This window comes from Mesorhizobium sp. M0227 (genome assembly GCF_040321855.1).
Taxonomy (GTDB): domain Bacteria; phylum Pseudomonadota; class Alphaproteobacteria; order Rhizobiales; family Rhizobiaceae; genus Mesorhizobium.
Genome location: NZ_JAMYSJ010000004.1, coordinates 235,230 through 258,436, shown reverse-complemented (window position 1 = coordinate 258,436; position 23,207 = coordinate 235,230). Strand labels below are relative to the sequence as shown.

The 23,207-nt window shown below is 62.8% G+C and carries 23 protein-coding genes; 12 read left to right on the top strand and 11 right to left on the bottom strand.

Annotated elements, in window-relative coordinates:
- Positions 1 to 28 precede the first annotated feature (28 nt).
- The gene (locus NKJ00_RS08670; protein WP_352629444.1) at positions 29 to 1,291 is read right to left on the bottom strand and encodes an N-acetylmuramoyl-L-alanine amidase; all 1,263 of its coding nucleotides are present in this window, start codon (positions 1,289 to 1,291) and stop codon (positions 29 to 31) included.
- A 653-nt stretch (positions 1,292 to 1,944) separates the two neighbouring features.
- Between NKJ00_RS08670 and NKJ00_RS08665 the strand changes: the two genes are divergently transcribed.
- A complete protein-coding gene (locus NKJ00_RS08665) occupies positions 1,945 to 4,881 on the top strand; it encodes a ribonuclease E/G (protein WP_352629442.1) in 2,937 nt (978 codons plus the stop codon).
- Positions 4,882 to 5,051: 170 nt separating this feature from the next.
- Here the strand turns inward: NKJ00_RS08665 and NKJ00_RS08660 are convergent, their stop codons facing one another.
- Both NKJ00_RS08660 and NKJ00_RS08655 read right to left on the bottom strand, forming a co-directional pair.
- Positions 5,052 to 6,035, bottom strand: a complete 984-nt coding sequence (locus NKJ00_RS08660; protein WP_352629440.1) for a glutaminase — start codon at positions 6,033 to 6,035, stop codon at positions 5,052 to 5,054.
- Between the two features lie 4 nt (positions 6,036 to 6,039).
- Complete coding sequence (locus NKJ00_RS08655; RefSeq protein WP_352629438.1) at positions 6,040 to 7,188, bottom strand: pyridoxal phosphate-dependent aminotransferase; 1,149 nt, start codon at positions 7,186 to 7,188, stop codon at positions 6,040 to 6,042.
- Positions 7,189 to 7,333: 145 nt separating this feature from the next.
- On the opposite strand from NKJ00_RS08655, the gene NKJ00_RS08650 reads away from it, so the two are divergent.
- The 6 genes from NKJ00_RS08650 (at position 7,334) to aat (ending at position 12,645) form a co-directional block, all read left to right on the top strand.
- Complete coding sequence (locus tag NKJ00_RS08650; RefSeq protein WP_352439931.1) at positions 7,334 to 8,728, top strand: M48 family metalloprotease; 1,395 nt, start codon at positions 7,334 to 7,336, stop codon at positions 8,726 to 8,728.
- A gap of 61 nt (positions 8,729 to 8,789) precedes the next feature.
- Positions 8,790 to 9,593, top strand: a complete 804-nt coding sequence (locus NKJ00_RS08645) for a DsbA family protein (RefSeq protein ID WP_128304043.1) — start codon at positions 8,790 to 8,792, stop codon at positions 9,591 to 9,593.
- 148 nt (positions 9,594 to 9,741) lie between these two features.
- Positions 9,742 to 10,176 carry a type II 3-dehydroquinate dehydratase gene (aroQ, locus tag NKJ00_RS08640; protein ID WP_013531359.1) on the top strand — a complete coding sequence of 145 codons (435 nt, stop codon included), beginning with the start codon at positions 9,742 to 9,744 and terminating at the stop codon, positions 10,174 to 10,176.
- A 26-nt stretch (positions 10,177 to 10,202) separates the two neighbouring features.
- Complete coding sequence (gene accB, locus NKJ00_RS08635) at positions 10,203 to 10,661, top strand: acetyl-CoA carboxylase biotin carboxyl carrier protein (protein WP_023812132.1); 459 nt, start codon at positions 10,203 to 10,205, stop codon at positions 10,659 to 10,661.
- A 10-nt stretch (positions 10,662 to 10,671) separates the two neighbouring features.
- Complete coding sequence (gene accC / locus NKJ00_RS08630; protein WP_023812133.1) at positions 10,672 to 12,015, top strand: acetyl-CoA carboxylase biotin carboxylase subunit; 1,344 nt, start codon at positions 10,672 to 10,674, stop codon at positions 12,013 to 12,015.
- A 12-nt stretch (positions 12,016 to 12,027) separates the two neighbouring features.
- Entirely contained in the window at positions 12,028 to 12,645 is a 618-nt protein-coding gene (aat, locus tag NKJ00_RS08625; protein ID WP_023812134.1) for a leucyl/phenylalanyl-tRNA--protein transferase, read from the top strand.
- Positions 12,646 to 12,673: 28 nt separating this feature from the next.
- Here the strand turns inward: aat and NKJ00_RS08620 are convergent, their stop codons facing one another.
- The 3 genes from NKJ00_RS08620 to NKJ00_RS08610 all read right to left on the bottom strand — a co-directional run bounded on the left by NKJ00_RS08620 (position 12,674) and on the right by NKJ00_RS08610 (position 14,248).
- Complete coding sequence (locus NKJ00_RS08620; RefSeq protein WP_127291408.1) at positions 12,674 to 13,060, bottom strand: hypothetical protein; 387 nt, start codon at positions 13,058 to 13,060, stop codon at positions 12,674 to 12,676.
- A gap of 75 nt (positions 13,061 to 13,135) precedes the next feature.
- The gene (locus tag NKJ00_RS08615; protein ID WP_352609658.1) at positions 13,136 to 13,726 is read right to left on the bottom strand and encodes a DUF2155 domain-containing protein; all 591 of its coding nucleotides are present in this window, start codon (positions 13,724 to 13,726) and stop codon (positions 13,136 to 13,138) included.
- 123 nt (positions 13,727 to 13,849) lie between these two features.
- Positions 13,850 to 14,248, bottom strand: coding sequence for an NADH:ubiquinone oxidoreductase subunit NDUFA12 (locus NKJ00_RS08610; protein ID WP_013531353.1), 399 nt, complete (start codon positions 14,246 to 14,248; stop codon positions 13,850 to 13,852).
- 229 nt (positions 14,249 to 14,477) lie between these two features.
- On the opposite strand from NKJ00_RS08610, the gene panB reads away from it, so the two are divergent.
- Complete coding sequence (panB, locus tag NKJ00_RS08605) at positions 14,478 to 15,320, top strand: 3-methyl-2-oxobutanoate hydroxymethyltransferase (protein WP_352629436.1); 843 nt, start codon at positions 14,478 to 14,480, stop codon at positions 15,318 to 15,320.
- Positions 15,317 to 16,168 (top strand): pantoate--beta-alanine ligase, encoded by an 852-nt coding sequence (gene panC, locus NKJ00_RS08600; RefSeq protein WP_352629434.1) that lies wholly within the window; start codon positions 15,317 to 15,319, stop codon positions 16,166 to 16,168. The genes panB and panC overlap by 4 nt, the downstream gene beginning before the upstream one ends.
- Positions 16,169 to 16,246: 78 nt before the next feature.
- Here panC and NKJ00_RS08595 read toward each other — a convergent pair whose 3' ends face one another.
- The 3 genes from NKJ00_RS08595 to gatB form a co-directional block, all read right to left on the bottom strand.
- Entirely contained in the window at positions 16,247 to 16,591 is a 345-nt protein-coding gene (locus NKJ00_RS08595) for a VanZ family protein (protein WP_023812139.1), read from the bottom strand.
- A gap of 80 nt (positions 16,592 to 16,671) precedes the next feature.
- Entirely contained in the window at positions 16,672 to 17,160 is a 489-nt protein-coding gene (locus tag NKJ00_RS08590) for a GNAT family N-acetyltransferase (RefSeq protein WP_352629432.1), read from the bottom strand.
- Between the two features lie 4 nt (positions 17,161 to 17,164).
- A complete protein-coding gene (gene gatB, locus NKJ00_RS08585) occupies positions 17,165 to 18,664 on the bottom strand; it encodes an Asp-tRNA(Asn)/Glu-tRNA(Gln) amidotransferase subunit GatB (RefSeq protein WP_352629430.1) in 1,500 nt (499 codons plus the stop codon).
- Between the two features lie 280 nt (positions 18,665 to 18,944).
- Between gatB and NKJ00_RS08580 the strand changes: the two genes are divergently transcribed.
- Entirely contained in the window at positions 18,945 to 19,202 is a 258-nt protein-coding gene (locus NKJ00_RS08580) for a YjhX family toxin (protein WP_352629480.1), read from the top strand.
- A 48-nt stretch (positions 19,203 to 19,250) separates the two neighbouring features.
- Here the strand turns inward: NKJ00_RS08580 and NKJ00_RS08575 are convergent, their stop codons facing one another.
- Together NKJ00_RS08575 and NKJ00_RS08570 are read right to left on the bottom strand one after the other, a co-directional pair.
- Entirely contained in the window at positions 19,251 to 19,682 is a 432-nt protein-coding gene (locus NKJ00_RS08575; protein ID WP_023812142.1) for a CBS domain-containing protein, read from the bottom strand.
- An 87-nt stretch (positions 19,683 to 19,769) separates the two neighbouring features.
- Positions 19,770 to 20,528: a rhomboid family intramembrane serine protease gene (locus tag NKJ00_RS08570; RefSeq protein WP_352609650.1), complete on the bottom strand. Its 759-nt coding sequence runs from the start codon at positions 20,526 to 20,528 to the stop codon at positions 19,770 to 19,772.
- Between the two features lie 229 nt (positions 20,529 to 20,757).
- Here NKJ00_RS08570 and NKJ00_RS08565 point away from each other — a divergent pair, with 229 nt between their 5' ends.
- Complete coding sequence (locus tag NKJ00_RS08565) at positions 20,758 to 21,798, top strand: substrate-binding domain-containing protein (RefSeq protein WP_023812144.1); 1,041 nt, start codon at positions 20,758 to 20,760, stop codon at positions 21,796 to 21,798.
- 133 nt (positions 21,799 to 21,931) lie between these two features.
- The gene (locus NKJ00_RS08560; protein ID WP_352629428.1) at positions 21,932 to 23,188 is read left to right on the top strand and encodes an LVIVD repeat-containing protein; all 1,257 of its coding nucleotides are present in this window, start codon (positions 21,932 to 21,934) and stop codon (positions 23,186 to 23,188) included.
- Positions 23,189 to 23,207: the final 19 nt, after the last annotated feature.

Below are 23,207 nucleotides of genomic sequence, written 5' to 3'. Positions count from 1 at the left end.
CCTCTGGTTGCAGGCGCCGCCGGTCATGTCAACCTCCGGTTCCCGGTCCGGCCTTGGCCGACGCGAACAGCGCGACGGCGTTGGTTATGCTCTGGGCCGCCTTGCCGCGCCAGTCGGCATTGAGCAACTGCGCCTCGTCCTTGGCGTTCGAGAGATAACCGAGTTCGACCAACACTGACGGCACGTCGGGTGCCTTGAGCACCTTGAAGCCCGCCGAACGCTGGGGATTGTTGATCAGGCCGACGCTGGTCGACAACTGGCCGACCAGCGTGTGGGCGAAACTCATCGAGAAATTGTGCGTTTCGCGGCGGATCAGGTCGATCAGGATGTCGGTGACTTCCTTGTTGTCGTTCTTGATTTCCATGCCGGCGAACTGGTCGGAGAGGTTTTCTCGGTCGGCAAGCGCCTGCGCCTCGGGATCCGAAGCCTTGTCGGAGACGGTGTAGACGGTGGCGCCGCGAATGCCTTTGACGCTGATCGTGTCGGCATGGATCGAAATAAGCAGGTCGGCCTCATGCTGACGGGCAATGCGCACGCGATCGTCCAGACGCAGGAATTCGTCTGTGTCGCGCGTCATGAACACATCGTAATTGCCGACGGCTGCGAGTTTGTCCCGCAGCTCCGTGGCGAAGGCCAGCGTGACATTCTTCTCGATGGTGCCGTTCAGGCCCTCGGCACCGCCGTCGATGCCACCATGGCCGGGATCGATGACGACGGTGAACCGATGGCCCGGATTGGAAACCGGCCCGGTGCCGACCCGCCCTCCCTTGTCGGTCGAAACGGTCGATCCGGTGGTCAACGCCTGATTGGCCAGCGCCACATCGAACTCGCGCTCGGATGCCGCCGACATGTCGATGGCAATGCGGTAGCCGGGTCCGTCCTCGTTCTTGAGCAGGTCGAGCTTGTCGACCGCAAAGGGACCCTTGCCGGTGAGGACCAGCCGCGAAACGCCCTCGCCGAGCGCGCCCAGGCGCACGCTCTTGACCAGGCCCCGCGCCTTCAAATCCTTGGCATCAACGGCGAATCTCGTATTCGCGAGATCGATGACAAGACGGTTGGGGCCGCGCAGCAGGAACCATTTGATACCGGGTTCGCGATCGAAGTCCATGACGATGCGCATCTTGGTGGCATCGCCCGCCATCTTGTAACCTTTTGCCACGAGCGGAGCGTCGGCGGCATTGGCATTTGAGGACAGGGCAGATGAGACCGCCAGCAGCAGCAAGAGGGCGAAAGCGGCCAGGATCCGGCCGCCGACACGACCTCCCTTGTCTGTGAAGTCCGCCAATCCCATCTCTCTTCCAGTCGCTCCCGGTTTGGCGCCCGGCGCCCGGTCATTTCGTCCATATGCCGGTTAGGCCGCGAACTCGATTAACGATTGGTATCCAGAGAAGGTTAACCAAGCCTTTTCATGCAAGGCCGCAAGCCTGGCTTACGCTACGGAACGGCTTTTTGCCGGCATCGGAAATCGGGGTTGCCTTCCATCCCGCCAAATCATAAAAGCGATGGTGGATCACTGCAATCCTGGAACCGCCCTCCTCCGCAGCTTCTTGCTACAGGGTCAGATGTAAAGGCGGCTCCTTTCGCTTCAGGCGAAAAGGGTTCAGGTGATCGCGACGAATTTCGCAGGCGTGCTCCCGTGGCGGGGGAATCGCCTGCGTGAGGAAAACGGCCGGGTTTGTTCCCGCGCCGGCTCTGTATGAGCAAACAAGCTGGTCCGGTTCATCCGGGCTTTGGTTCAAAAGGTTCTGTTGGTGACGATGGCTTCAAGCGCAATCATGGAAAGGTCCGCATCAAACCGCGCCATTATGGCTGCGGGCGGCACCGCCATGGCGCTCAAGCGGCGGCCGGCGGACGTTCAAATATCCGGCACCCACATTCCAGACACGCAGCAGCAGGCTTTGCCTCGCAAGCTGCGGCTGACGGCTGCCGGGGGGAAACGAAATAATGCCCAACAAAATGCTGATAGACGCCTCCCACCCGGAGGAAACACGCGTTGTCGTCGTACGCGGTAACCGTATTGAAGAATTCGACTTTGAATCCCAGGACAAGAAGCAGCTCAAAGGAAACATCTACCTAGCCCGCGTAACGCGCGTAGAGCCCTCCCTTCAGGCAGCCTTTGTCGAATATGGCGGCAACCGTCACGGTTTTCTCGCCTTCAGTGAAATTCACCCCGATTACTACCAGATTCCGGTCGCCGATCGTCAGGCACTGCTACGCGCGGAAGCGCAGGAGGCCGAGGACGAGGAGAACGAGGACGGCGACGGCGATGACCGTCAGAGCCGCGATCGCGGACGGCGCGGCCGCCGGCGCGGCGGAAAGCCCCGTGACCGGGGTGAGCACAAGCGCGATGCAGCCGATTCCGGCGAGGCAAACGACGCTGCCGACGAGGCAGAAGAAGGGGCCGACGCTGGTTTCGAAGAGATCTCGCACACGTCCGAGATCATCGAACATGCGGCCGATACGTCCGAACATGCCGATGCGTCCGAACATGGCGAGGATTCCGCCGAGCAGGACGAAGGCGAAACCCGCGAAGGCGGCCCGACGTCGATCGCCGCCTCGGTCGAGGCCGATGTGATTTCCGAAGCCGTTCCGCAGGCCGAACAAGGCAGCGAAGCGACCTCCGGCGACAATGATCGCGGCATGCTGGAAGAAGTGCAGTCCTCGCATCCGGACGATCACGAGGTCGAATCGGTCGGCGCCGAGGACGCGCTGGAGGAAGTGCGCAACCGCCGCAAGCCGGTGCGCCGCCAGTACAAGATCCAGGAAGTGATCAAGCGCCGGCAGATCCTCTTGGTGCAGGTCGTCAAGGAAGAGCGCGGCAACAAGGGTGCGGCACTGACCACCTACCTGTCGCTTGCCGGCCGCTATTCGGTGCTGATGCCGAACACGGCGCGTGGCGGCGGCATTTCGCGCAAGATCACCAGCGCGGTCGACCGCAAGCGCCTGAAGGAGGTCGTTGCCGATCTCGAAGTGCCGCAGGGCATGGGCGTGATCCTGCGCACCGCCGGCGAGAGCCGCACCAAGGCCGAGATCAAGCGCGATTACGAATATCTGATGCGGCTTTGGGAAAATGTCCGCAATCTCACCTTGCAGTCCACGGCCCCTGCCCTGGTCTACGAGGAAGGCAGCCTGATCAAGCGCTCGGTGCGCGACCTCTACAACAAGGATATCGACGAGATTCTTGTCTCCGGCGAGGAAGGCTATCGCGAGGCCAAGGACTTCATGCGCATGCTGATGCCGAGCCACGCCAAGGTGGTTCAGCCGTTCCGCGACACGACGCCGATCTTTGTGCGCAACGGCATCGAGGCACAGCTAGACCGCATGCTGCAGCCGCAGGTGACGCTGAAGAGCGGCGGCTACATCATCATCAACCAGACCGAAGCGCTGGTTGCCATCGACGTCAATTCGGGTCGTTCCACCAAGGAGCACTCGATCGAGGACACCGCGCTCCACACCAATCTGGAAGCGGCCGAGGAAGTCGCGCGTCAGCTCAGGCTGCGCGATCTCGCCGGCCTGATCGTCATCGACTTCATCGACATGGAGGAGAACCGCAACAACCGCTCCGTCGAGAAGCGGTTGAAGGATCACCTCAAGAACGATCGTGCGCGCATCCAGGTCGGCCGCATCTCGCATTTCGGCCTGATGGAGATGTCCCGCCAGCGCATCCGCGCCAGCGTGCTGGAATCGACCATGAAGCCCTGCCCGCATTGCGGCGGCACCGGCCATGTGCGCTCCGATTCGTCGGTCGCGCTGATGGTGGTGCGGGCGATCGAGGAATTCCTGCTCAAGGATTCGCGCAGCCACATCACGGTACGGACGCCGGCGGCGACCGCACTCTACGTGCTCAATCACAAGCGCGGCACGCTGGTGGAACTCGAAAGCCGCTTCGGGCTGACGATCACCGTCGAGGCCGACGATTCGGTCGGTGCGCAGCACTATGCGATCTTCCGCGGCGCGCTGGCTGAAAAGCCGGAAGGCTTTGTCGAGGCGCGCAGCTTCCCGGCCTATGTCGAGCCGGAAGAGCCCGAGGACGAGATTGTCGTCGTCGAGGAAGACGATGAGGCGCCGGTCCAGGCCGAACAGCCACGCCAGCAGCCGCAGCAACAACCCCGACCTGCTGCCGCCGGTGGCGAGGAAGGCGAAGGCCGCGACCGCAAGCGCCGCAAGCGCCGGCGTCGGCGCGGCGGCAAGGATCGCGATCGCGAACATGGCGCCCCGGCGGACGGTGCTTCCGTCTCGGCTCCGGCCGGCGAGTTTTCGGACCCAGACTCGGCCGCCAGCGACGGCGACACGGAAACGGACGACAACGCCCCTGTTGGTGTTGCCGAAACGTCCGAGACAGTTGAGGCTTCGGACGAAGGCCAAGGCAAAAAGCGCCGGCGCGGCAAGCGCGGCGGCAAGCGCAACCGCCGCGAAGACGGTGAAGGCGAGGCCGAGGCAAGTGCTGGCGAAGCAGCCGACGCGTCCAAAGGCGAAGTCTCGGCAACCGAGGTGATCGCCAGCGAGCCGGTCGTTGCTGCACCAGCCGAAGAGCCGGTGGCGCTTGCTCCGGCCAATGACGACGCGCCGAGCACGGAGAAGCCGAAGAAGCCACGTCGTGCCGCCAAGCCGAAGAAGGCCGCGGCCGAAATCGTCGCCGAAGAGCCGGCTGCCGAGGCGGAAGCACAGGTCGAGACGCCGGCCACTGCGTCCGACGAGGCGGTGGCTGTCGAGAAGGCGCCGAAGGCCCGCCCGTCGCGGCGCAAGCCGGCGGCGGTGAATGCGCCGGTCGAGCCGGTGGTGTCTTCGACCGTAGCGGAAGAACCCGCGGCCAAGGCTGAGGACAAGACCGAGGACAAGCCGAAACGCGGCGGATGGTGGCAGCGGAAGGGCTTTTTCTAAGCCTTTCAGCCACCTGAGCTAGTTCTCTGACAAAAAATCCCGCGCCGTCTCGAAGACCGTGCGGGATTTTCTTATCTGGCGTTATGCCGGATCGCGAAAGGCTAAAACGCTTCTTTGATTCCAAGCATGTCGTTGTCCCAAAACCGCTGCGCACTTTTGGGCGACATGCATCACGGCGCGAAGATCGACCAGTTCATCATCCTGGCCAGCTTTTCCAGCGCGATCGACCCCAGCTTGGAGTTGCCGTTGGCATTGAGGCCCGGCGACCAGACGGCAAGCGACGCCACGCCCGGCACGATGCCCAATATGCCGCCGCCGACGCCGCTCTTGCCGGGAATGCCGACGCGGAAGGCGAAGTCGCCGGAGCCGTCATAGTGGCCGCAGGTCAGCATCATGGCGCCGATGCGGCGCGCCCGCTCGGCCGACACCACGGAATGCCCGGTCGCCGGGTTCTTGCCGCCATTGGCGAGGAAGCGGCCGGCGAGCGCCAGTTGCCGGCAGCTCATGGCGATGGCGCAATGGTGGAAGTAGACGCCCAGCGCCAGCTCCGGCGCGTGGTGGAGATTGCCGAAAGATTTCATGTAGTTGGCAAGCGCGAAGTTGCGATAGCCGGTGGCCCGTTCGGACGCCGCGACCTCGCGGTCGATGATAACAGTCTCGTCGTCGGCCAGGAACTGGATGAAGCGCAGGATCTCGCCGATCGCCTCGCGCGGCTGGTGGCCGGCAAGCAGGATGTCGGAAATGACGATGGCGCCGGCATTGATGAACGGATTGCGCGGAATGCCGTTCTCATGCTCGAGCTGCACGATCGAGTTGAACGGATTGCCTGACGGTTCGCGGCCGACCCGCTGCCACAGCGCGTCGCCGACATTGCCGAGCGCCAGTGTCAGGGTGAACACTTTCGAGATGCTCTGGATGGAAAAGGCTTGGTCGGCGTCCCCCGCCGTCAGCACGCGGCCGTCATTGGTGACCGCTGCGATGCCGAATTTCTTCGGATCGACCTTGCCCAATTGCGGAATGTAGGAAGCGACGTCACCGCGATCGGTGCGATCGGCCATTTCGGCAGCGACTTCGGCCAATGCCTGGTCAAGTTTGGGGGCCTGATCAAGTTTGGAGGCCTGATCAAGTCTGAGGGGCTGTTCGAGTTCCGGCATGGTGCTACCTCAACCAGCGTTCGATGCGCGCCATTGCCTCGACCATGTCGTCGTGGCTGCCGGCATAGGAGAAACGCATGGTCCGGTGCCCGGCCTGAGTGTCGAAGTCTTGGCCGGGTGTTGCCGCGACATGCGCCTCGGCCAGCATCTTTCGCGCGAAGGCCATGCTGTCATTGGTATGCCTGGTGACGTCACAGAAGGCATAAAAGGCGCCGTCCATGGGCGCCGCCAGCGGAAAGCCGAGTTCCGGCAGGCGTTTCATCAAAAGCTCGCGATTCCAGGCGTAGCGGCCTTTTACCGCCTCCAGCTCCTCGGTCGCCCTGAACGCTTCGATCGCGGCGATCTGCGACAGTTCCGGCGGCGAGATGTAGAGGCTCTGGGCGACGCGCTCGACCGGCCGCACCAGGTCCTGCGGCAGCACCATCCAGCCGATGCGCCAGCCCGTCATGCAGTAATATTTGGAGAAGGAATTGATCACCGTCACATCGCCGCCATAGGCCAGCGCCGTGGTGTCGGGGGCGGCATAGGCCAGCCGGTGATAGATTTCGTCGGAGATGACGGCGATGCCGAGCTCTTGTGCCGTCCTCACCAGAACCGCCAGTTCATCGGCCGGTATGACCGCGCCGGTTGGATTGGCGGGGCTGGCGAAGAGAACGCCTTTCAGCGGCTTTTCACGATGCGCGGTCTCCAGATGGCCGGCATGCAGGTAGGCGGCGTCGCCGAGCTCGATCTCGACCACCTCGATGCCGAGTGCGGCCATGATGTTGCGATAGGCAGGATAACCGGGTGCCGCGATGGCGACCCGGTCGCCCCCATCGAACATCGCCAGGAAGGCAAGGTTGAAGGCGGCCGACGATCCAGTGGTCACCGCGATCCGGCTGGGCTCGATATCAAGCCCGTAGTGATCGGCGTAGTGTCCGGCGATCGCCTTACGCAAGGCAGCGAGGCCGAGCGCGTCGGTGTAGCCGATGCGCCCATCCTGCAGCGCCTTGGCGGCTGCGGCGCGAACCAGAACCGGTGCGGGATCGGAGGGTTGGCCGACGGCCATCGAAACAACCGGCACGCCCTGGGACTTCAGCCGGTTCGCCTCTGCCAGAATGTCCATCGCATGGAAGGGCTCGACTTTGCCACGGCGTGAGAGCGAAACGACCATTTAACCAGTATTCCCGATGACTGACGGCGCCAGGCACTGGCGCATGTGCCGCACAAATGCCCGATTGATGTGAGGATCACAAGTTGAGGAAGTTTCCGGCGCCGACTTTTCATCTTTCGCCCGCTCGTCTACCAGTGGAGCCATCATGTTGAGCCGACCCAGATCGACGATTGCCCAGGCAGCGCGCGTCTTCGCGACGCTTTCGCTTGGCGTTGCCGTCGCAATGGCGAGCTCGGTCAGTGCCTTCGCCCAGAACGTGCCGGTGGTGCGCGACGCCGAGATAGAGGCGCTGGTGCGCGATTACGCGCGGCCGATCTTCAGGGCGGCCGGCCTGGCGAATGACGGCATCGACATCGTTCTGGTCAACGACCAGAGTTTCAACGCCTTCGTCACCGGGCGCCGGCTGTTCATCAACACCGGCGCGCTGATGACGGCTGAAACGCCCAACGAGATCATCGGCGTCATCGCGCACGAAGCCGGCCATATCGCCGGCGGCCACCAGCAGAAGCTGCGCGACCAGCTCGAACGAGCCAAGACGATGGCCGTCATCGCGACATTGCTTGGCGCCGGCGCCATTGTCGCCGGTGCCACAACCAGCAGCCGCGGTCTCGCCGGCGCTGGCATGGGCGTGGCCGCTGGCGGCGGCGAGATGGCACAGCGCAGCATCCTCGCCTATCAGCGCACCGAGGAGATGACGGCCGACCGCTCGGCGATCACCTATCTCAACGCCACCGGCCAGTCCGGCATGGGCATGCTGAAGACATTCCGCCGCTTCCAGACCGCACTTTCGCTTTCGGGCGCCCAGGTCGATCCGTATCGGATCAGCCATCCGATGCCGCAGGACCGCATCGCCAATCTCGAAGTGCTGGTGAAACAGGACCCCAATGTCGACAGGCCGGACCCGCCCGCGCTGCAGCAGCGCCATGACATGATGCGGGTGAAGATCGCCGTCTACATGGAAGGCCAGGCGGCCGCGTCGCGGCTGATGCGAAAGATGCAAGGAACCCTCGCCGCGCAGTACGGCGATGCCCAGTCGACCTACCTGTTCGGCAACATCGCCGCCGCTCTCGCCAAGACCAATGCACTGATCAAAGCGCAGCCGAAGAATGCCTACTTCCAGGAACTGCGCGGCGACATCCTGATGAAAGCAAACAAACCCAAGGAAGCTGCGGACGCTTACGCCAAGGCGGTCAGCCTCGATTCGGCTCGGTCCGGTCTGCTGCCGGTGTCCGTGGGTCAGGCGCTGATGGCCGTCGGCACGCCCGACTCCCTCAAAAAAGCCGTCGTGCAGATCAACAATGGCCTCGGTCGCGACAAGGAAAATTCAGCCGGATATCGCTATCTGGCACAGGCCTATGGCGAGTTGGGTGACATACCTGGCGCGGAACTTGCCACCGCCGAAAGCCATTTCTATTCCGGCAACTACAAGGATGCGAAGATTTTCGCCATGCGGGCGCAACAGCAGATGAAACGCGGCGAGCCGCGCTGGCTTCGCGCCCAGGATATCATAAACTACAGGCCGTCAACCAAGATCAAGTGAACCTTCCGGTCGCGCGCCACGACATAGCCAGACCGGAAAACAGGTAGAAGGAACAGGAACGATGAAAAAGGCACTGCTGCTGGGCACCACGGGGGTTGCGGTCGCCCTGGCCATGCTGGCTTTCGGATTCGTTGCCGGAAACCCGCAGATCGCCAAGGCCGGTACCGCGCAGCCGGTCGAGACGGCGGCGGCCGATACCAAGATCGACCGCACCGAGGTCGAAGGCATCATCCGCGACTATTTGTTGAAAAACCCGGAAGTCCTCCTGGAGGTCCAGGATGCGCTTGAGGCCAAGCAGAAGGAAGAGCAGCGCATCGCTCATCTCGGCGTGATCAAGGATGCCAAGGACCAGATCTTCAACTCCGCCTTCGACGGCGTCGTCGGCAATCCCAACGGCAAGGTCACCATCGTCGAGTTCTACGACTACAATTGCGGCTTCTGCAAACGCGCCATCGACGACATGCAGGCGCTGACCAAGACCGATCCGGACCTGCGTTTCGTGCTCAAGGAATTCCCCATCCTCGGACCGGATTCGCAGAAGGCGAGCGTGGTCTCGATGGCCTTCCACCTGATGCACCCGGAAAAGTACGGCGAGTTCCACAATGCGTTGCTCGGCGGCCAGGGGCGCGCCACCGAGGCGGCGGCCATGAAGGTCGCGCTATCGCTCGGTGCCGACGAAGCGGCGCTGCGCGAGAAGATGAAGGACCCGACAATCAACGAGGCCCTCGCCAAGACCTACGATCTTGCCAACAAGCTGGCGATCACCGGAACGCCGTCCTATGTCGTCGGCAACGAGGTGGTGTTCGGGGCGCTCGGGCAGGAAGTGCTGGCTGAAAAGATCGAGGCGGCGAAAGCCGCGCTCTGATCTTGCTCGCCAGCTATTTCTCACGGGCACATTTCCGCCTGTTGTGGACAGTGAAAGAACGCACTTGCGCTCTTTCCGCGGGCGGCTATGCCCATTATAGAGGGCCCAGCGCGCCGGCTTGATGACGGCGCCGGGAAAGGTCGGCTTTTTGAAAACGGTTTTCGTCCTGAACGGTCCCAATCTCAACGCGCTCGGCAAGCGCGAGCCGGGCATCTATGGCGGCAAGACGCTTGCCGCGATCGCCGACGACTGCAAGCAGGCAGGCACGGCGCTGGGGTTCGAGATCGATTTCCGCCAGTCGAACCATGAGGGCGACCTTGTCGACTGGATTCAGGAAGCCGGCGACAAGGCTGTCGGCATCGTCATCAATCCGGGCGCCTACAGCCACACCTCGATTGCCATCCACGACGCCATCCGCGCCGTCGCACCGTTGCCGGTGGCCGAAGTTCATCTTTCCAACATCCATGCGCGGGAACCATTCCGCCACGTCTCCATGGTCGCGCCGGTCGCCGTCGGCATGATCTGTGGCTTTGGGCCGCTCGGCTATACGCTGGCGCTACAGGCGCTGGCCGCACGCCTATGACCGGCCAACAAACAGAAGGCTCGAAAATGTCGATAAAGAAGACCGGTGTTGACCAGCAACTGATCCGCGATCTGGCGGGCATACTGAACGACACCAACCTCACCGAGATCGAGGTTGAACTGGGCGACCTGAAGGTGCGCGTCTCGCGGCAGGCGCCGGCTGTTCATGCAATCGCAGCGCCGCAGCAGGCCTATGCGCCGGCAGCAGCGCAAGCTGCCTCCGTAGCTCTGCCCGTTGTGGCAGATATTTCCAAGAACGCAGTCACCTCGCCGATGGTCGGCACGGCCTACCTGGCGCCGTCGCCGGACGCCAAGGCATTCATCGAAGTCGGCCAGAAGGTCAAGGAAGGCCAGACGCTGCTGATCATCGAAGCGATGAAGACGATGAACCAGATCCCCTCGCCACGCGCCGGCACGGTGACCGCGATCCTTTTCGAGGATTCGCAGCCGGTCGAATATGGCATGCCGCTCGTCGTGATCGAGTAGAGCGGGCCTGATGTTTCAGAAGATCCTCATCGCCAATCGCGGCGAAATCGCCCTCCGGGTGCTGCGCGCCTGCAAGGAACTCGGCATCCAGACGGTGGTGGTGCATTCGACCGCCGATGCCGACGCCATGCATGTGCGGCTCGCGGACGAGAGCGTCTGCATCGGTCCGCCGCCATCGCGCGACAGCTATCTCAACATCCATCAGATCGTTGCGGCCTGCGAAATCACCGGCGCCGACGCCGTGCATCCGGGCTACGGCTTCCTGTCGGAGAACGCCAAGTTCGCCGACATACTGGCCGCGCACAACATCACCTTCATCGGTCCGTCCGGCGACCATATCCGCATCATGGGCGACAAGATCGAGGCCAAGCGAACCGCCAAGCGCCTCGGCATTCCGGTTGTGCCCGGTTCGGACGGCGCCGTCACCGACCAGAAGGAAGCCAGGCGCATTGCCGCCGAGATCGGCTATCCCGTGATCATCAAGGCATCGGCCGGCGGTGGCGGGCGCGGTATGAAGGTCGCCCTCACCGAGGCTGACCTGGAGATCGCCCTGCAGACGGCGAGCACCGAAGCCGGTGCCGCCTTCGGCGACGATGCCGTTTATATTGAAAAATATCTGGAAAAGCCGCGCCATATCGAAGTCCAGGTGTTTGGTGACGGCTTTGGCCGCGGCGTGCATTTCGGCGAGCGCGACTGTTCCTTGCAGCGCCGCCACCAGAAGGTCTGGGAAGAGGCGCCCTCTCCCGCCCTCAATGCCGAAGAGCGCGCCCGCATCGGCGGCATCTGCGCCAAGGCGATCGCCGACCTCGGCTATTCCGGCGCCGGCACGATCGAGTTCCTCTACGAGAATGGCGAGTTCTACTTCATCGAGATGAACACGCGCCTGCAGGTCGAGCATCCGGTGACCGAAGCGATCACCGGCATCGATCTCGTGCACGAGCAGATCCGCGTCGCCTCCGGCGGCGGCCTCTCGGTGAAGCAGGAGGACATCAAGTTCAACGGCCACGCCATCGAATGCCGCATCAACGCCGAGGACCCGCGCACCTTCACCCCCTCGCCCGGCACGATCACCCATTTCCACACACCGGGCGGCCTGGGCATCCGCGTCGATTCCGGCGTCTATTCCGGCTACAAGATCCCGCCCTATTACGACAGCCTGATCGGCAAGCTGATCGTGCATGGGCGTAATCGCGTCGAGTGCATGATGCGCCTGCGCCGCGCCCTGGACGAGTTCGTCGTCGACGGTATCAAGACGACGCTGCCGCTGTTTCGCGATCTCGTCGGCAATGCCGACATCGCCAATGGCGATTATGACATCCACTGGCTGGAAAAATATCTGGCCAAGGAAGAGTAGCGCGGAGACGCGATGACCCGCCCCTACGCGCCCGGCTATCGCATCCCCACCGACCTGCTGCTCAAGGCCTACGCCTCGGGCGTCTTCCCAATGGCAGAAAGTGCCGGCGACCCGGAGGTGTTCTGGGTGCGGCCGGAGACGCGCGGCATCATTCCGCTCGATGGTTTTCACGCACCGAAGAGCCTGAGGAAAACGATCAAGAAGAACCCCTTCGACATCCGTTTCGATTTCGATTTCGAAGCCACGATCGACGGTTGCGCCGAGAAGCGGGTGGAACGGCGCTCGACCTGGATCAATGCGCCGATCCGCGAAGCCTATGTCGAGTTGCATCGGATAGGCCATTGTCATTCGGTCGAGGCGTGGCGCGAGGACCGGCTGGTCGGTGGCCTCTATGGCGTGTCGCTCGGCCGGGTGTTTTTTGGCGAGAGCATGTTCGCCAGGGAGACGGACGCTTCCAAGACCTGCCTTTTCTATCTCGTGGAGCGCTTGAAGGCACGCGGATTCGCGCTGCTCGATACGCAGTTCACCACCGAGCACCTCAAGCGCTTCGGCGCCGTCGACGTGCCGCGCGGCAAATATGAAAAGATGCTGGCCGACGCGCTGAAGGGCGAGGCCGTATTCTATCCCTGACGCCCAATTCTATCCCTGAAGATTGAGCCTACTTCCCAGTGGCGGCTTCCAATGGCGTCTGCGAATGGAACATCATCTTCCAGCCGTTGACGCGATGGACATAGCCGGTGCTGACCAGCGCGGCGTAAGGTTCGCCGTTCTCGCGTGTCGCATGTGCCTCGTAGGTCAGCATGATGATGTCGCTGCCCGGCTCGATAATACCCTTGAGGTCGATTTTCAGGTCGCGCCAACGGTTGGGCTTGGTTGCGGTCTTGGCGAGATCCGCATTGTCCATCGCCTGTGCCATCTGCGGAAACGCCACCAGGCATTCGGTGTCGGCATTGGCCGCATAGTAGGCCGCGTCGCCCGTCCAGAATCCCTTTTCGAGTTCCAGCAACTCTGCCTTGCCGGCCGTGATCCGCTTGCTGTCTGACATCGGAAGATCCTCCCTGCGCATAAATGCGCGCTCATCCGTGCCCCAACGTATGGTGGCCAGGACGGTTCCGGGGGATCAGTTGGTGTCGGTGGTATCGGGTTCCGAAGCGTCCGGCTCCGTCACGCCAGGCTCTGTCACGTCCGGAGCGGTCGCGGCTTTCGGTTTGGCCGCGGCGGGCTTGGGCGCCTCGGCTTTGGTCGAGTCTGCCTTGGCGCCATCGGGCGCCGGCACATCCGACTTCTGCTTGCAAGCCTTCAGCCAGACGTCATAGACGGCATGCTCGACGGCATTGAGGCCGGGGCTTTCGGCAAACATCCAGCCGGTGAAGATGCGGCGGATCTTGCGGTCCAGCGTGATCTCGTCGACCTCGACGAAAGAATCGGTCTTCGGCTCTTCGGTCTGCGGCCGTGAATAGCAGACGCGCGGCGTCACCTGCAAAGCACCGAACTGCACCGTCTCGTCGATATAGACATCGAAGGTGATGATGCGGCCGGTGATCTTGTCGATACCGGCAAACTCGGCAACGGCATTGGTAACCCGGTCCGCTCCCGCGGGCGGCGCCGGCGCGGGTGCCGCGGGCTCAGGCGAAGCGGCGAAGGCCACGGTGCTGACGGCAAGACCGGCGGCTAGCGCCAGACTGGCCGATATTGAGTAAGAAAAGCTCATGCAAAGATACCGGTGGTTCGCGCCCGGGTGATTCTGTCGATCGCCAAGGCTAGTCGCCGTTTTCTGATCAGCAAGCAGCTAAACACCAATTGTGGCGATAAAGGACCGGCTTGCACCCTGTCGCTACGACCCGGGTGTCCAGGCATCGTAGTCGCCGGTGACCTGCGGGCGATGCTGATTGGTCAGCACCGAGCCCTTCGGGCGATAGGCCGCCGGGCTGCCGGTCAGATTGGGCTGATGCGGCTTCTGCCAGTCGCGCGGCTTGTAGTCCTCGCTGGACGGCGCAACGTCGACGCGGTGGTGCATCCAGCCGTGCCAGCCGGGCGGTATCGCCGAAGCTTCCGAATAATTGCGGTAGATGACCCAGCGGCGCGTGCGGCCTTCCGAATCGATGCCGCCTTCGTAGTAGAAATTGCCGGTTTCGTCCTGGCCGACCTTCTTGCCGTACCGCCAGGTGTGCAGGCGGGTTCCTATCGTCTGGCTGTTCCACCAGGTGAAAAACTGCGTAAGGAAAGTCTTCATTTCAAAACCCTCGCGCCGGCAGCGCCCGTTTTCCTGCTTATGGCGTCAGGCCTTGCCGAAGGCAAGGCTTTTGCCACGGCGTGCGCGCAAATGGCTTGCCGGAAACCCGACACAAGCCTGTGATCCTGCCGGTCGCTGCATGCACGCTTGCCAAGCCTTTACGGTATTTCTAAAGCTCTGCGCGCCCATGCCTGCATCCAGCCCGGCTTGAGGCCAAAGGAGGTGACGATTGGCCACGGAATTGCCGACCACCGACATTCGCATCAGCGCCGAGGCGATTCGCCACCGCAAGGGCGGCACGCCGATCGTTTGCCTGACCGCCTATACCTATCCCATCGCCCGTCTGCTCGATCACCATGTTGACCTGCTTCTGGTCGGCGACAGTGTCGCCATGGTCCTGCATGGCCACAAGACGACGCTGGGCGCCTCGCTAGAGATGATGATTGCGCATGGGCAAGCGGTGATGCGCGGCTCGGCCAGGGCCTGCGTCGTCGTCGACCTGCCGGCCGGCAGCTATGAGGTTTCGGCAGCACTTGCCGTGGCCTCGGCGCGGCGGGTCGTCGACGAAACCGGCTGCCAGGCGGTGAAGCTCGAAGGCGGCCTCGACATGACCAGCCAGATCGAGGCCATCGTCGCCGCCGGCATTCCGGTGATGGGACATATCGGCCTGCAGCCGCAATCGGTGGAGAAGGACGGCGGCTACAAGATCAAGGGCCGCACCGAGGAGGCTGTTGCGGCATTGCTTCGCGATGCGCTCGCCGTCGAGAACGCCGGCGCTTTCTCGGTGGTCATCGAAGGCACGGTCGAGAGGGTCGCCGCCGATATCAGCCGCCGCCTCGCCATTCCAACCATCGGCATCGGCGCCAGCGGTGACTGCGACGGCCAGATCCTGGTCATCGACGACATGGTCGGGCTGACCGTCGATCGCGTGCCGAAATTCGTCAAGGAATACGCGGACCTGCGCAGCGTGATCTCGCATGCAGCTGAAACCTATGCAGCCGAGGTGCGGGGCCGGACATTCCCCGGCCCCGGCCATGTCTTTTCGGCGACAAAGAACAGGGATGACGCATGAGCCAACCCGTCGTCGTCGACAGCGTGGCCGCACTTCGCGCGCAAATCCGGGACTGGCGGCGCGACGGCCTTCGTGTCGCCATGGTGCCGACCATGGGTGCACTGCATGACGGACACATCTCGCTGGTCAGGATCGCGCTCCAAAAAGCCGAGCGCTGCGTCGTGTCGATCTTCGTCAACCCGACGCAGTTCGCGCCGAGCGAAGACCTCGACAAGTACCCGCGCCAACTCGGCCGCGACCTCGACCGGCTGGGCGCGGCAAAGGCCGACCTTGCCTTCACACCGACGGTTGGCGAGATGTATCCTGCCGGCTTCGCCACGAAAATCTCGGTCGGCGGCCCCTCCGCCGGGCTCGAATCGGACTTTCGGCCGACTTTTTTCGACGGCGTCGCCACCGTGGTGGCAAAGCTCCTCCTGCAGGCAACGCCCGACTGTGCGGTCTTCGGCGAGAAGGACTACCAGCAGCTTTGCGTGGTGAGGCAGCTCTGCCGCGACCTCGACCTGCCTGTCGAGATCATCGGCGCACCGACGATCCGCGACGCGCATGGTCTCGCCATGTCGTCACGCAACGCCTATCTCGATGAGGCCGAACTGAAAATCGCCCGCCAGCTCAACGTGATATTGCGCAATACGGCTGCGGCCCTGGCGGCAGGCGCCGGCCAGAGCGACGCAACCGAAGAGGCCAGCCGCGCCCTCATCGCCGCCGGCTTTCAGAAGGTCGACTATGTCGAGGCACGCCAAAGCCTGACGCTTGCGCCATGGCGTCGAAACCGCGAAGGGCGTCTTCTTGCGGCAGCATGGCTCGGCAAGACGAGGCTGATCGACAATGTGGAGGTTCCCGCTGCCTAGCGAGAAGGCTTCGGCCAGATAGACACGGGCCGCGACCAAGGTCGATGGTCCCGCACTCCCGGCGGATTGCCGCCGCGCCTAGCTCTCGCTCTTTTGTCCGCCGGCCCTGACGATCAGGTGTCCCGCCACGATCCCAACCACCCCGGCAAGGGCTTTCACCAATGCATCGATGAGGCGTGCATGGCGACCGGGATCAATGAGCTGAAGCAGTTCCAGCATGCCGGCGGTCACAGCCACAAAGATCACGACCTGATACAGTCGGTTGGGAAAGCCGATCGCCAGGGCGAAGCCCAGCAGGACATAAGCCAAGGCACGCTCGACATTCGCTTCAGCGAGGTGCGGCCGCATCTGGATCGGCGACAAGGTCGCGAAAATGATGATGGCGAGCAGCGCCAGCGCTGTAATGCGGGACAGTTTGGTCATGCCCTTGCATATCCGTCGTGAGCCGGCACAGCAAACGCCGCGATGACGCATGGCTTGATCGCTCTATTCATCCCGGTGGTCTATCCCAGCGGTTTCTCGAAACTCAGCGTCGTCAGCCTTGAGGTATCACGGGACTCTTCCGCGGCACTGACAGGCAAGAACCCTTTCGACCGATAGAAGGCGATGGCACCGGCATTGGCTTCCTCGACCTCGACGCGCAGCGTTCGCGCTTCCGGGAAACTGGCTTCGACCTCGTCGAGCAGTGCTTGCCCGATCCCCCGCCGCTGGCAGTCCGGATGGACGTAGAGCTGGTTCAACAGGATGATTTTCGCATCGGCGGTGGCGGCGGCGAAAGCCATTCCGCCGATCCGCTTGCCGTCATCGGCCACCAGGAATTCCGAGTTGGGCCGCGTCAGCCGCGAGCGGAGCGAAGCGATCGAGTGCCATTCGTCGGTGATCTCGGCGACTTTGGCAGCGCCATAAATGGCGTCATAGGTCGCATGCCACGTTTCCACCAGCAGCGTCCGCACAGCGGCAAGGTCGCGTTCACCTGCGGTGCGGACGAACACGGCGCTACTCGATGCCCAGCTTGGCCTTGACGAGGTCGTTGACGGCTTGCGGGTTGGCCTTGCCGCCGGTCGCCTTCATTACCTGGCCGACGAACCAGCCGGCCATGCTCGGCTTGGCGCGCGCCTGTTCGACCTTGTCAGGGTTGGCGGCGATAACGTCGCCGACGGCCTTCTCGATGGCGCCGGTGTCGGTGACCTGCTTCATGCCACGGCTCTCGACCAGTTGGCGCGGGTCGCCGCCCTCATTCCAGACGATCTCGAACAGGTCCTTGGCGATCTTGCCGGAGATGGTGCCATCCCTGATCAGATCGATGACCGCACCGAGCTGCTCGGGCGAAACCGGAGCGTGTTCAATGTCTTTTCCGGCCTTGTTCAATTGCCCGAGCAGATCGTTGATGACCCAATTGGCGGCAAGCTTGCCGTCGCGGCCGGCGGCCACCTTTTCGAAATAGTCGGCGATCGGCTTTTCCGAAACCAGGATCGAGGCGTCATAGACGGACAGGCCGAGCGACGCGATCAGCCGCGCCTTCTTGTCGTCCGGCAGTTCCGGCAATTCCTTGGCCAGCGCATCGACATAGGCCTGGTCGAATTCCAGCGGCAAAAGGTCGGGATCGGGGAAGTAGCGGTAATCATGCGCCTCTTCCTTGGAGCGCATCGAGCGCGTCTCGCCCTTGACGGCGTCGAACAGCCGCGTCTCCTGATTGATCTTGCCGCCATCCTCGAGGATGGCGATCTGCCTGCGCGCCTCGTAGTCGATGGCCTGGCCGATGAAGCGGATCGAGTTGACGTTCTTGATCTCGCAACGCGTGCCGAACTCGCCGCCCGGCTTGCGCACCGAAACGTTGACGTCGGCGCGCATCGAACCTTCGTCCATGTTGCCGTCGCAGGTGCCGAGATAGCGTACAATGGTGCGCAGCTTGGTGACATAAGCCTTGGCTTCGTCGGCCGAGCGCATGTCCGGCTTGGAGACGATCTCCATCAGCGCCACGCCGGAGCGGTTGAGATCGACATAGGACATGGTCGCATGCTGGTCGTGCATCGACTTGCCGGCATCCTGCTCCAGATGCAGCCGCTCGATGCCGACCTCGATGTCCTCGAATTCGCCCTGGCGGTCCGGGCCCACCGAAACGATGACCGTGCCCTCGCCGACGATCGGCTGCTTGAACTGTGAAATCTGGTAGCCCTGCGGCAGGTCGGGATAAAAGTAGTTCTTCCGATCGAAGACCGACTTGTGGTTGATCTGCGCCTTCAGCCCCAGGCCGGTACGGATCGCCTGCTTGACGCATTCCTCGTTAATGACCGGCAGCATGCCCGGCATCGCCGCATCGACCAGGCTGACATTGGCGTTAGGCGGCGCGCCGAAGGCCGTCGAGGCGCCCGAAAACAGCTTTGCTTCCGAAGTGACCTGCGCATGGACCTCGAGGCCGATGATGATCTCCCAGTCGCCGGTTGCGCCGGGGATCAGGCGTTTTGCGTCAGGAGTACGGGTGTCGATAAGGGACATGGCGGCCTGCGAACTGGAATGATGGGAAGCTGCATTAATGCACATTCTGATTTGCAACTTCGCTAGTGCAAACCGCCAAAAGAGACAAGCGCAAAGCCACGGACTGGCCTTTTCAGCCGCGTTCGCCTATAGGACGCTCATTCCAATGGAGAGTGGATGTCCACTTACGCTCAGTCCCGGTAAGGCCCTGACCTCCTGGCGAGGCAGGGCAGAAAACCGAAACCCCGTGCCGCGAAGCTTCGCGGCGGCGGCATTTTTTGTTTTCCCGGAAAACTCTCACATGGACATTTCGCGCATAGAACAGCGCATCCTGCACCTGCTCGCGCAGGGTGGACGCATTGAAATCGAAAAGAACGAGAAAAAGCGGATCGCCTCCGTCAAATGCCTGACCCGCGACGGCTGGCATTATCCGGGCGTCGATCTCGATAGGTTTCGAAAACTGAAGCGTAAGAAGGCGGTTTCTTCGTCGGGAGGCGGCCCTTACCGCATCACCCGGCGCGGGCTCGCGCTCGTCCGCTCCGAACTCGACAACAGGTAAACCACGGCTCCGCCGGTCGGTTCTCCGGCCGGCGGTTCGCCTCGCCGCTCAGGCGGTGGCGATATAGGCCCTGATCTCGTCGGCCTCGCGCTCGACATCCTCGATGCGGCGCTTGACCACATCGCCGATGGACACGATGCCATCGAGCATGCCGTCCTTCTCCACCGGCAGATGGCGGAAGCGGCCTCGGGTCATGATCTCCATCACCTCGTTGACGGTGTGATTCTCGTTGCAGATCTTCACCTTCGGCGTCATTGCCGAGCGCACGGCGATATCCAGCGCGGCTCCACCTTCGCGGGCGACAACCCGGACGATGTCGCGCTCTGACAGGATGCCGACGATCTTGCGATCGCCATTGGTGATGACCAGCGCACCGATCTTGTGCTCTGCCAGGATGCGGATGGCTTCGCTAAGCTTTTCGTTCGGCCCGAGCGTCAACACGTCATGGCCTTTTCTCTCGAGAATTGCCTTCACCGTCATGGCGTCCTCCTCTGCTTTGCCTGCCGGTTCCTGCCCTGACCGGCCTTCACGTAAGAGTGAACATCGTGCGCCGTGATCGGTTGCATTTCAAGTGCGGTGGTCGGTCGTCTCCCATTCAGGCGCCTGCCATCGCCTGTCGAACCAACGCAAGCCGAAGAAGCCCGCGAAAAAGCCGCCAATATGGGCCTCCCAGGCGATCTGACCATCTACCCCTGGGGCAAACCCGAGCAGGCCGGTGGCGAGATTGATGACCATCCACATGGCGAGGAAGATCACGACACCGCGCAAGCGCAATACGAATGCGATCGGCAGCACAGGGCCGGCGAAGGCGGCCTTGCCGGCCGAACGGTCGGTGCGGAAGCCGAAACGCGCCGCAGCCCCCATCATGCCTGATATCGCACCGGAAGCCCCGACCAGCGGCGCCTCACCATAAGGATGGATCGCCCAGAAAAGCGCGACCGAAGCCAACCCGGTTGCGGCAAAAAACAGCGCGAACCACAGCGTTCCCAGGCGGTTTGCCAATGGTGAACCAAACGCGGCGAGCCACACCATGTTGATGGCCAGATGCGCGAAACCGCCGTGCAGGAAAGCATAGGTGAACGGCCGCGAAAACAGGAACCAGTCGAAGCCGTATTGCCCGGTGTAGAGAACGGGGATGAAGGCCCCGTCATACAGCAATGTCATCTGCTGGGATTCGCTCAACACATATTGCTGCAACAGGTAGACGACGACGCAGATGCCGATCACCGCCAACACGACGGGTGGCAGGTTGAACACCGGCTCGCGCCGTCGTCGCTGCGCGTCGTCCATCTGTTCCGTGTCCGAAGGGTTTACCGGTTCGTTCATGCGCATCTGGTCCAGGAATTCCTGCGCGTCCTTTAGAGCAAGGATGTCCGGGTTGGAACAATTCTGTTTTCTCAACAGCGAACGCCCGGCACCGCATCGTCTTCATTTGCTACGAAACCGAAAGGAAGCGAAGTGGAAATGCTCCGGGATTTGAAAAACTCGCAATGAGCGTTCTCGGAAGCGATGGGCCTCCTCCCTAGAATGCGGCCAATTTCAAAGGGGTCTCCACATGATCAAGCATATTCTTTCGCTGGCGGCAGCCGCCGGCATAGCCGGTCTCGCCACCGCTGCTTCGGCGCAGGGCATATCCGGCGCGCCGGCACCCTTCGATAAGGGCGGCGTCAAGATCGCCGTCGTCAGCTTCCTCGGCTCCGGTGACTGGCTCCAGGCATTCGAGGCCGGCGTGAAGCGCCAGGCCGATGCGCTCGGCATCGAGGCCAACATCTCGCAGGCGCGCAACGACATCAACACCGAGCGGCAGTTGATCCAGCAGGCGATCAATCTCGGCGTGCAAGGCATCATCATCAACAACGGCCAGCCCGAAGCCATCAAGGACGTCGCACAGGCAGCGCTTGACGCCGGCATTCCAGTGGTGGCCTACGACACCAACCTCGACAACCCCAAGATCCCGCAGGTCGAGCAGTCCGATGCCGACATGGCGCGCCTCGTGCTCGACCAGGCGGTCAAGGACCAAGGCGAGAAATTCGACGGCGGCGTCCTCTATGTCGCCGGCTTCGCACCGCTCGACCGTCGTTATGCGGTGTGGAAGGATTTCGGCAAGAAGTACCCAGGCATCAAGGAAGTCGCCACCTGGGGCGTGGTCAACGACACCGTTGCCGCTTCGGTCGCCGACCAGACCAAGGCCGTTCTCACCGCCAACCCGACGCTTTCGGTCGTCTTCGCCCCATGGGACGAGTTCGCCCGTGGCGTGAAGCTCGCCATCGACGAGCTTGGCGTGGCAGACAAGGTGAAGATCTACGGTGTCGATATCTCGACCTCGGACATCCAGGCCATCCTCGAGCCGAACAGCCCGTGGGTGGCGACGGCGGCAACCAACCCGGCCGTCGTCGGCGAGGCTTCGGTGCGCGCGCTGGCCCAGCTGATCGCCGGACAGAATCCCGGCCATTCGGTGCTGATCCAGCCGACGCTCGTCACCAGAAAGGACCTCGTCGACAACAACATCAAGACGATCGAAGATCTGCAGGCAAAATTCCCGGCCTTCAAGGACAGCGATGCCGCAAAGGCACCATGGATCCCGGCGACGAATTGAGCTTCTGCGCCTTCACAAAATCAGCGATCCAAACAATCATCCCCGGCCTGCTGGGGGATGATTGCGCCTGCCTCCGCCACACCACCCGCTGCGACAGGCAAAGTGCGCCGGACCGACCTTTTGAAAGACAATTATGGTTTCTGTCCCCACCCCCGACTATTCCAGGAACATGCGCCTGATCGGTCATTCCGACCAAGGCGGGCGGCCGGACGGATTGCAGGTGATGGTGCATCGCGGCTTCGCCTATGTCGCGCATCCCTGGTCACAAGGCTTTTCCATCATCGATGTACGGGATCCCAAGAATCCGGGCGGGACGGTGTTCGTGCCCGCGCCGCCGAATACCTGGACCATCCATCTGCAGACGCATGAGGATCTGCTGTTGGTCGTCCATGCACGCGATCTGTTCGCCGACGCCGCTTTCGCGTTCGACGAGAAGGTCTACTACACCCAGTCGATCGGCGAGACGATCGGCACCGCTTCTGGTTCGGGCGCGGCGCGGACCTGGTCGGCCGGCCTGGCCGTCTATGACATCTCGAAGCCGACGCAGCCTCGCCAGATCGGCTTCTTCCCGGTCGACGGCATCGGCATCCACCGCATCTGGTACGTCGGCGGGCGCTACGCCTACGTATCGGCGCTTCTCGACGGCTACAGCGACTACATCCTGCTGACGGTCGACCTTCAGGACCCGGCACGGCCAGTCGAGGCCGGTCGCTGGTGGATTCCAGGAATGCATCTTGCCGGCGGCGAGACACCCGGCTGGCCCGACGGCCGCCGCTATGCGTTGCATCATGCGGTCGTCGAGGGTGATACCGCCTATGCCTGCTGGCGCGACGGCGGGTTGACCGTCCTCGATGTCGCCGACCCTGCCCTGCCGAGGCTGATCAGCCACAGGAACTGGTCGCCGCCCTATGGTGGCGGCACCCATTCGGCGCTGCCGCTGCTCAAACGCGGCTTGCTCGTTGTCGCCGACGAGGCCGTGCTCGACCATGAGGAGGATGGGCGCAAGCTCACCTGGATCTTCGACATACGCGATCCGGCGAACCCGATTTCGATCTCGACCCTGCCGACCCCGGACGAGACCGATTACACCGCCAAGGGCGGACATTTCGGTCCGCACAATCTGCACGAGAACCGGCCGGGCAGCTTTGTGTCAGACACCCTGATCTTTGCAACCTACCAGAATGCCGGCGTGCGCGTTTTCGACATCTCCGATCCCTATCGCCCAAAGGAGACCGGGGCGCTGGTGCCGCCGGCTCCCAGCCGCATGGTCGACAAACGTCCGAATCGGCCGCAAGTGATCCAGTCGACCGACGTATTCGTCGACGCCAACGGCATCGTCTATTCGCCGGATTACAATGCCGGACTGGCGATCATGGAATATGGCGGCTGACAATTACGACCGTGCCCCG

Excerpts from the sequence above, each read along its gene's own strand:
- NKJ00_RS08670 (WP_352629444.1), bottom strand. The coding sequence starts at position 1,291 with ATGGGATTGGCGGACTTCACAGACAAGGGAGGTCGTGTCGGCGGCCGG.
- NKJ00_RS08665 (WP_352629442.1), top strand. The coding sequence starts at position 1,945 with ATGCCCAACAAAATGCTGATAGACGCCTCCCACCCGGAGGAAACACGC.
- NKJ00_RS08660 (WP_352629440.1), bottom strand. The coding sequence starts at position 6,035 with ATGCCGGAACTCGAACAGCCCCTCAGACTTGATCAGGCCTCCAAACTT.
- NKJ00_RS08655 (WP_352629438.1), bottom strand. The coding sequence starts at position 7,188 with ATGGTCGTTTCGCTCTCACGCCGTGGCAAAGTCGAGCCCTTCCATGCG.
- NKJ00_RS08650 (WP_352439931.1), top strand. The coding sequence starts at position 7,334 with ATGTTGAGCCGACCCAGATCGACGATTGCCCAGGCAGCGCGCGTCTTC.
- NKJ00_RS08645 (WP_128304043.1), top strand. The coding sequence starts at position 8,790 with ATGAAAAAGGCACTGCTGCTGGGCACCACGGGGGTTGCGGTCGCCCTG.
- accB (WP_023812132.1), top strand. The coding sequence starts at position 10,203 with ATGTCGATAAAGAAGACCGGTGTTGACCAGCAACTGATCCGCGATCTG.
- accC (WP_023812133.1), top strand. The coding sequence starts at position 10,672 with ATGTTTCAGAAGATCCTCATCGCCAATCGCGGCGAAATCGCCCTCCGG.
- aat (WP_023812134.1), top strand. The coding sequence starts at position 12,028 with ATGACCCGCCCCTACGCGCCCGGCTATCGCATCCCCACCGACCTGCTG.
- NKJ00_RS08620 (WP_127291408.1), bottom strand. The coding sequence starts at position 13,060 with ATGTCAGACAGCAAGCGGATCACGGCCGGCAAGGCAGAGTTGCTGGAA.
- NKJ00_RS08615 (WP_352609658.1), bottom strand. The coding sequence starts at position 13,726 with ATGAGCTTTTCTTACTCAATATCGGCCAGTCTGGCGCTAGCCGCCGGT.
- NKJ00_RS08610 (WP_013531353.1), bottom strand. The coding sequence starts at position 14,248 with ATGAAGACTTTCCTTACGCAGTTTTTCACCTGGTGGAACAGCCAGACG.
- panC (WP_352629434.1), top strand. The coding sequence starts at position 15,317 with ATGAGCCAACCCGTCGTCGTCGACAGCGTGGCCGCACTTCGCGCGCAA.
- NKJ00_RS08595 (WP_023812139.1), bottom strand. The coding sequence starts at position 16,591 with ATGACCAAACTGTCCCGCATTACAGCGCTGGCGCTGCTCGCCATCATC.
- gatB (WP_352629430.1), bottom strand. The coding sequence starts at position 18,664 with ATGTCCCTTATCGACACCCGTACTCCTGACGCAAAACGCCTGATCCCC.
- NKJ00_RS08580 (WP_352629480.1), top strand. The coding sequence starts at position 18,945 with ATGGACATTTCGCGCATAGAACAGCGCATCCTGCACCTGCTCGCGCAG.
- NKJ00_RS08575 (WP_023812142.1), bottom strand. The coding sequence starts at position 19,682 with ATGACGGTGAAGGCAATTCTCGAGAGAAAAGGCCATGACGTGTTGACG.
- NKJ00_RS08570 (WP_352609650.1), bottom strand. The coding sequence starts at position 20,528 with ATGAACGAACCGGTAAACCCTTCGGACACGGAACAGATGGACGACGCG.
- NKJ00_RS08565 (WP_023812144.1), top strand. The coding sequence starts at position 20,758 with ATGATCAAGCATATTCTTTCGCTGGCGGCAGCCGCCGGCATAGCCGGT.
- NKJ00_RS08560 (WP_352629428.1), top strand. The coding sequence starts at position 21,932 with ATGGTTTCTGTCCCCACCCCCGACTATTCCAGGAACATGCGCCTGATC.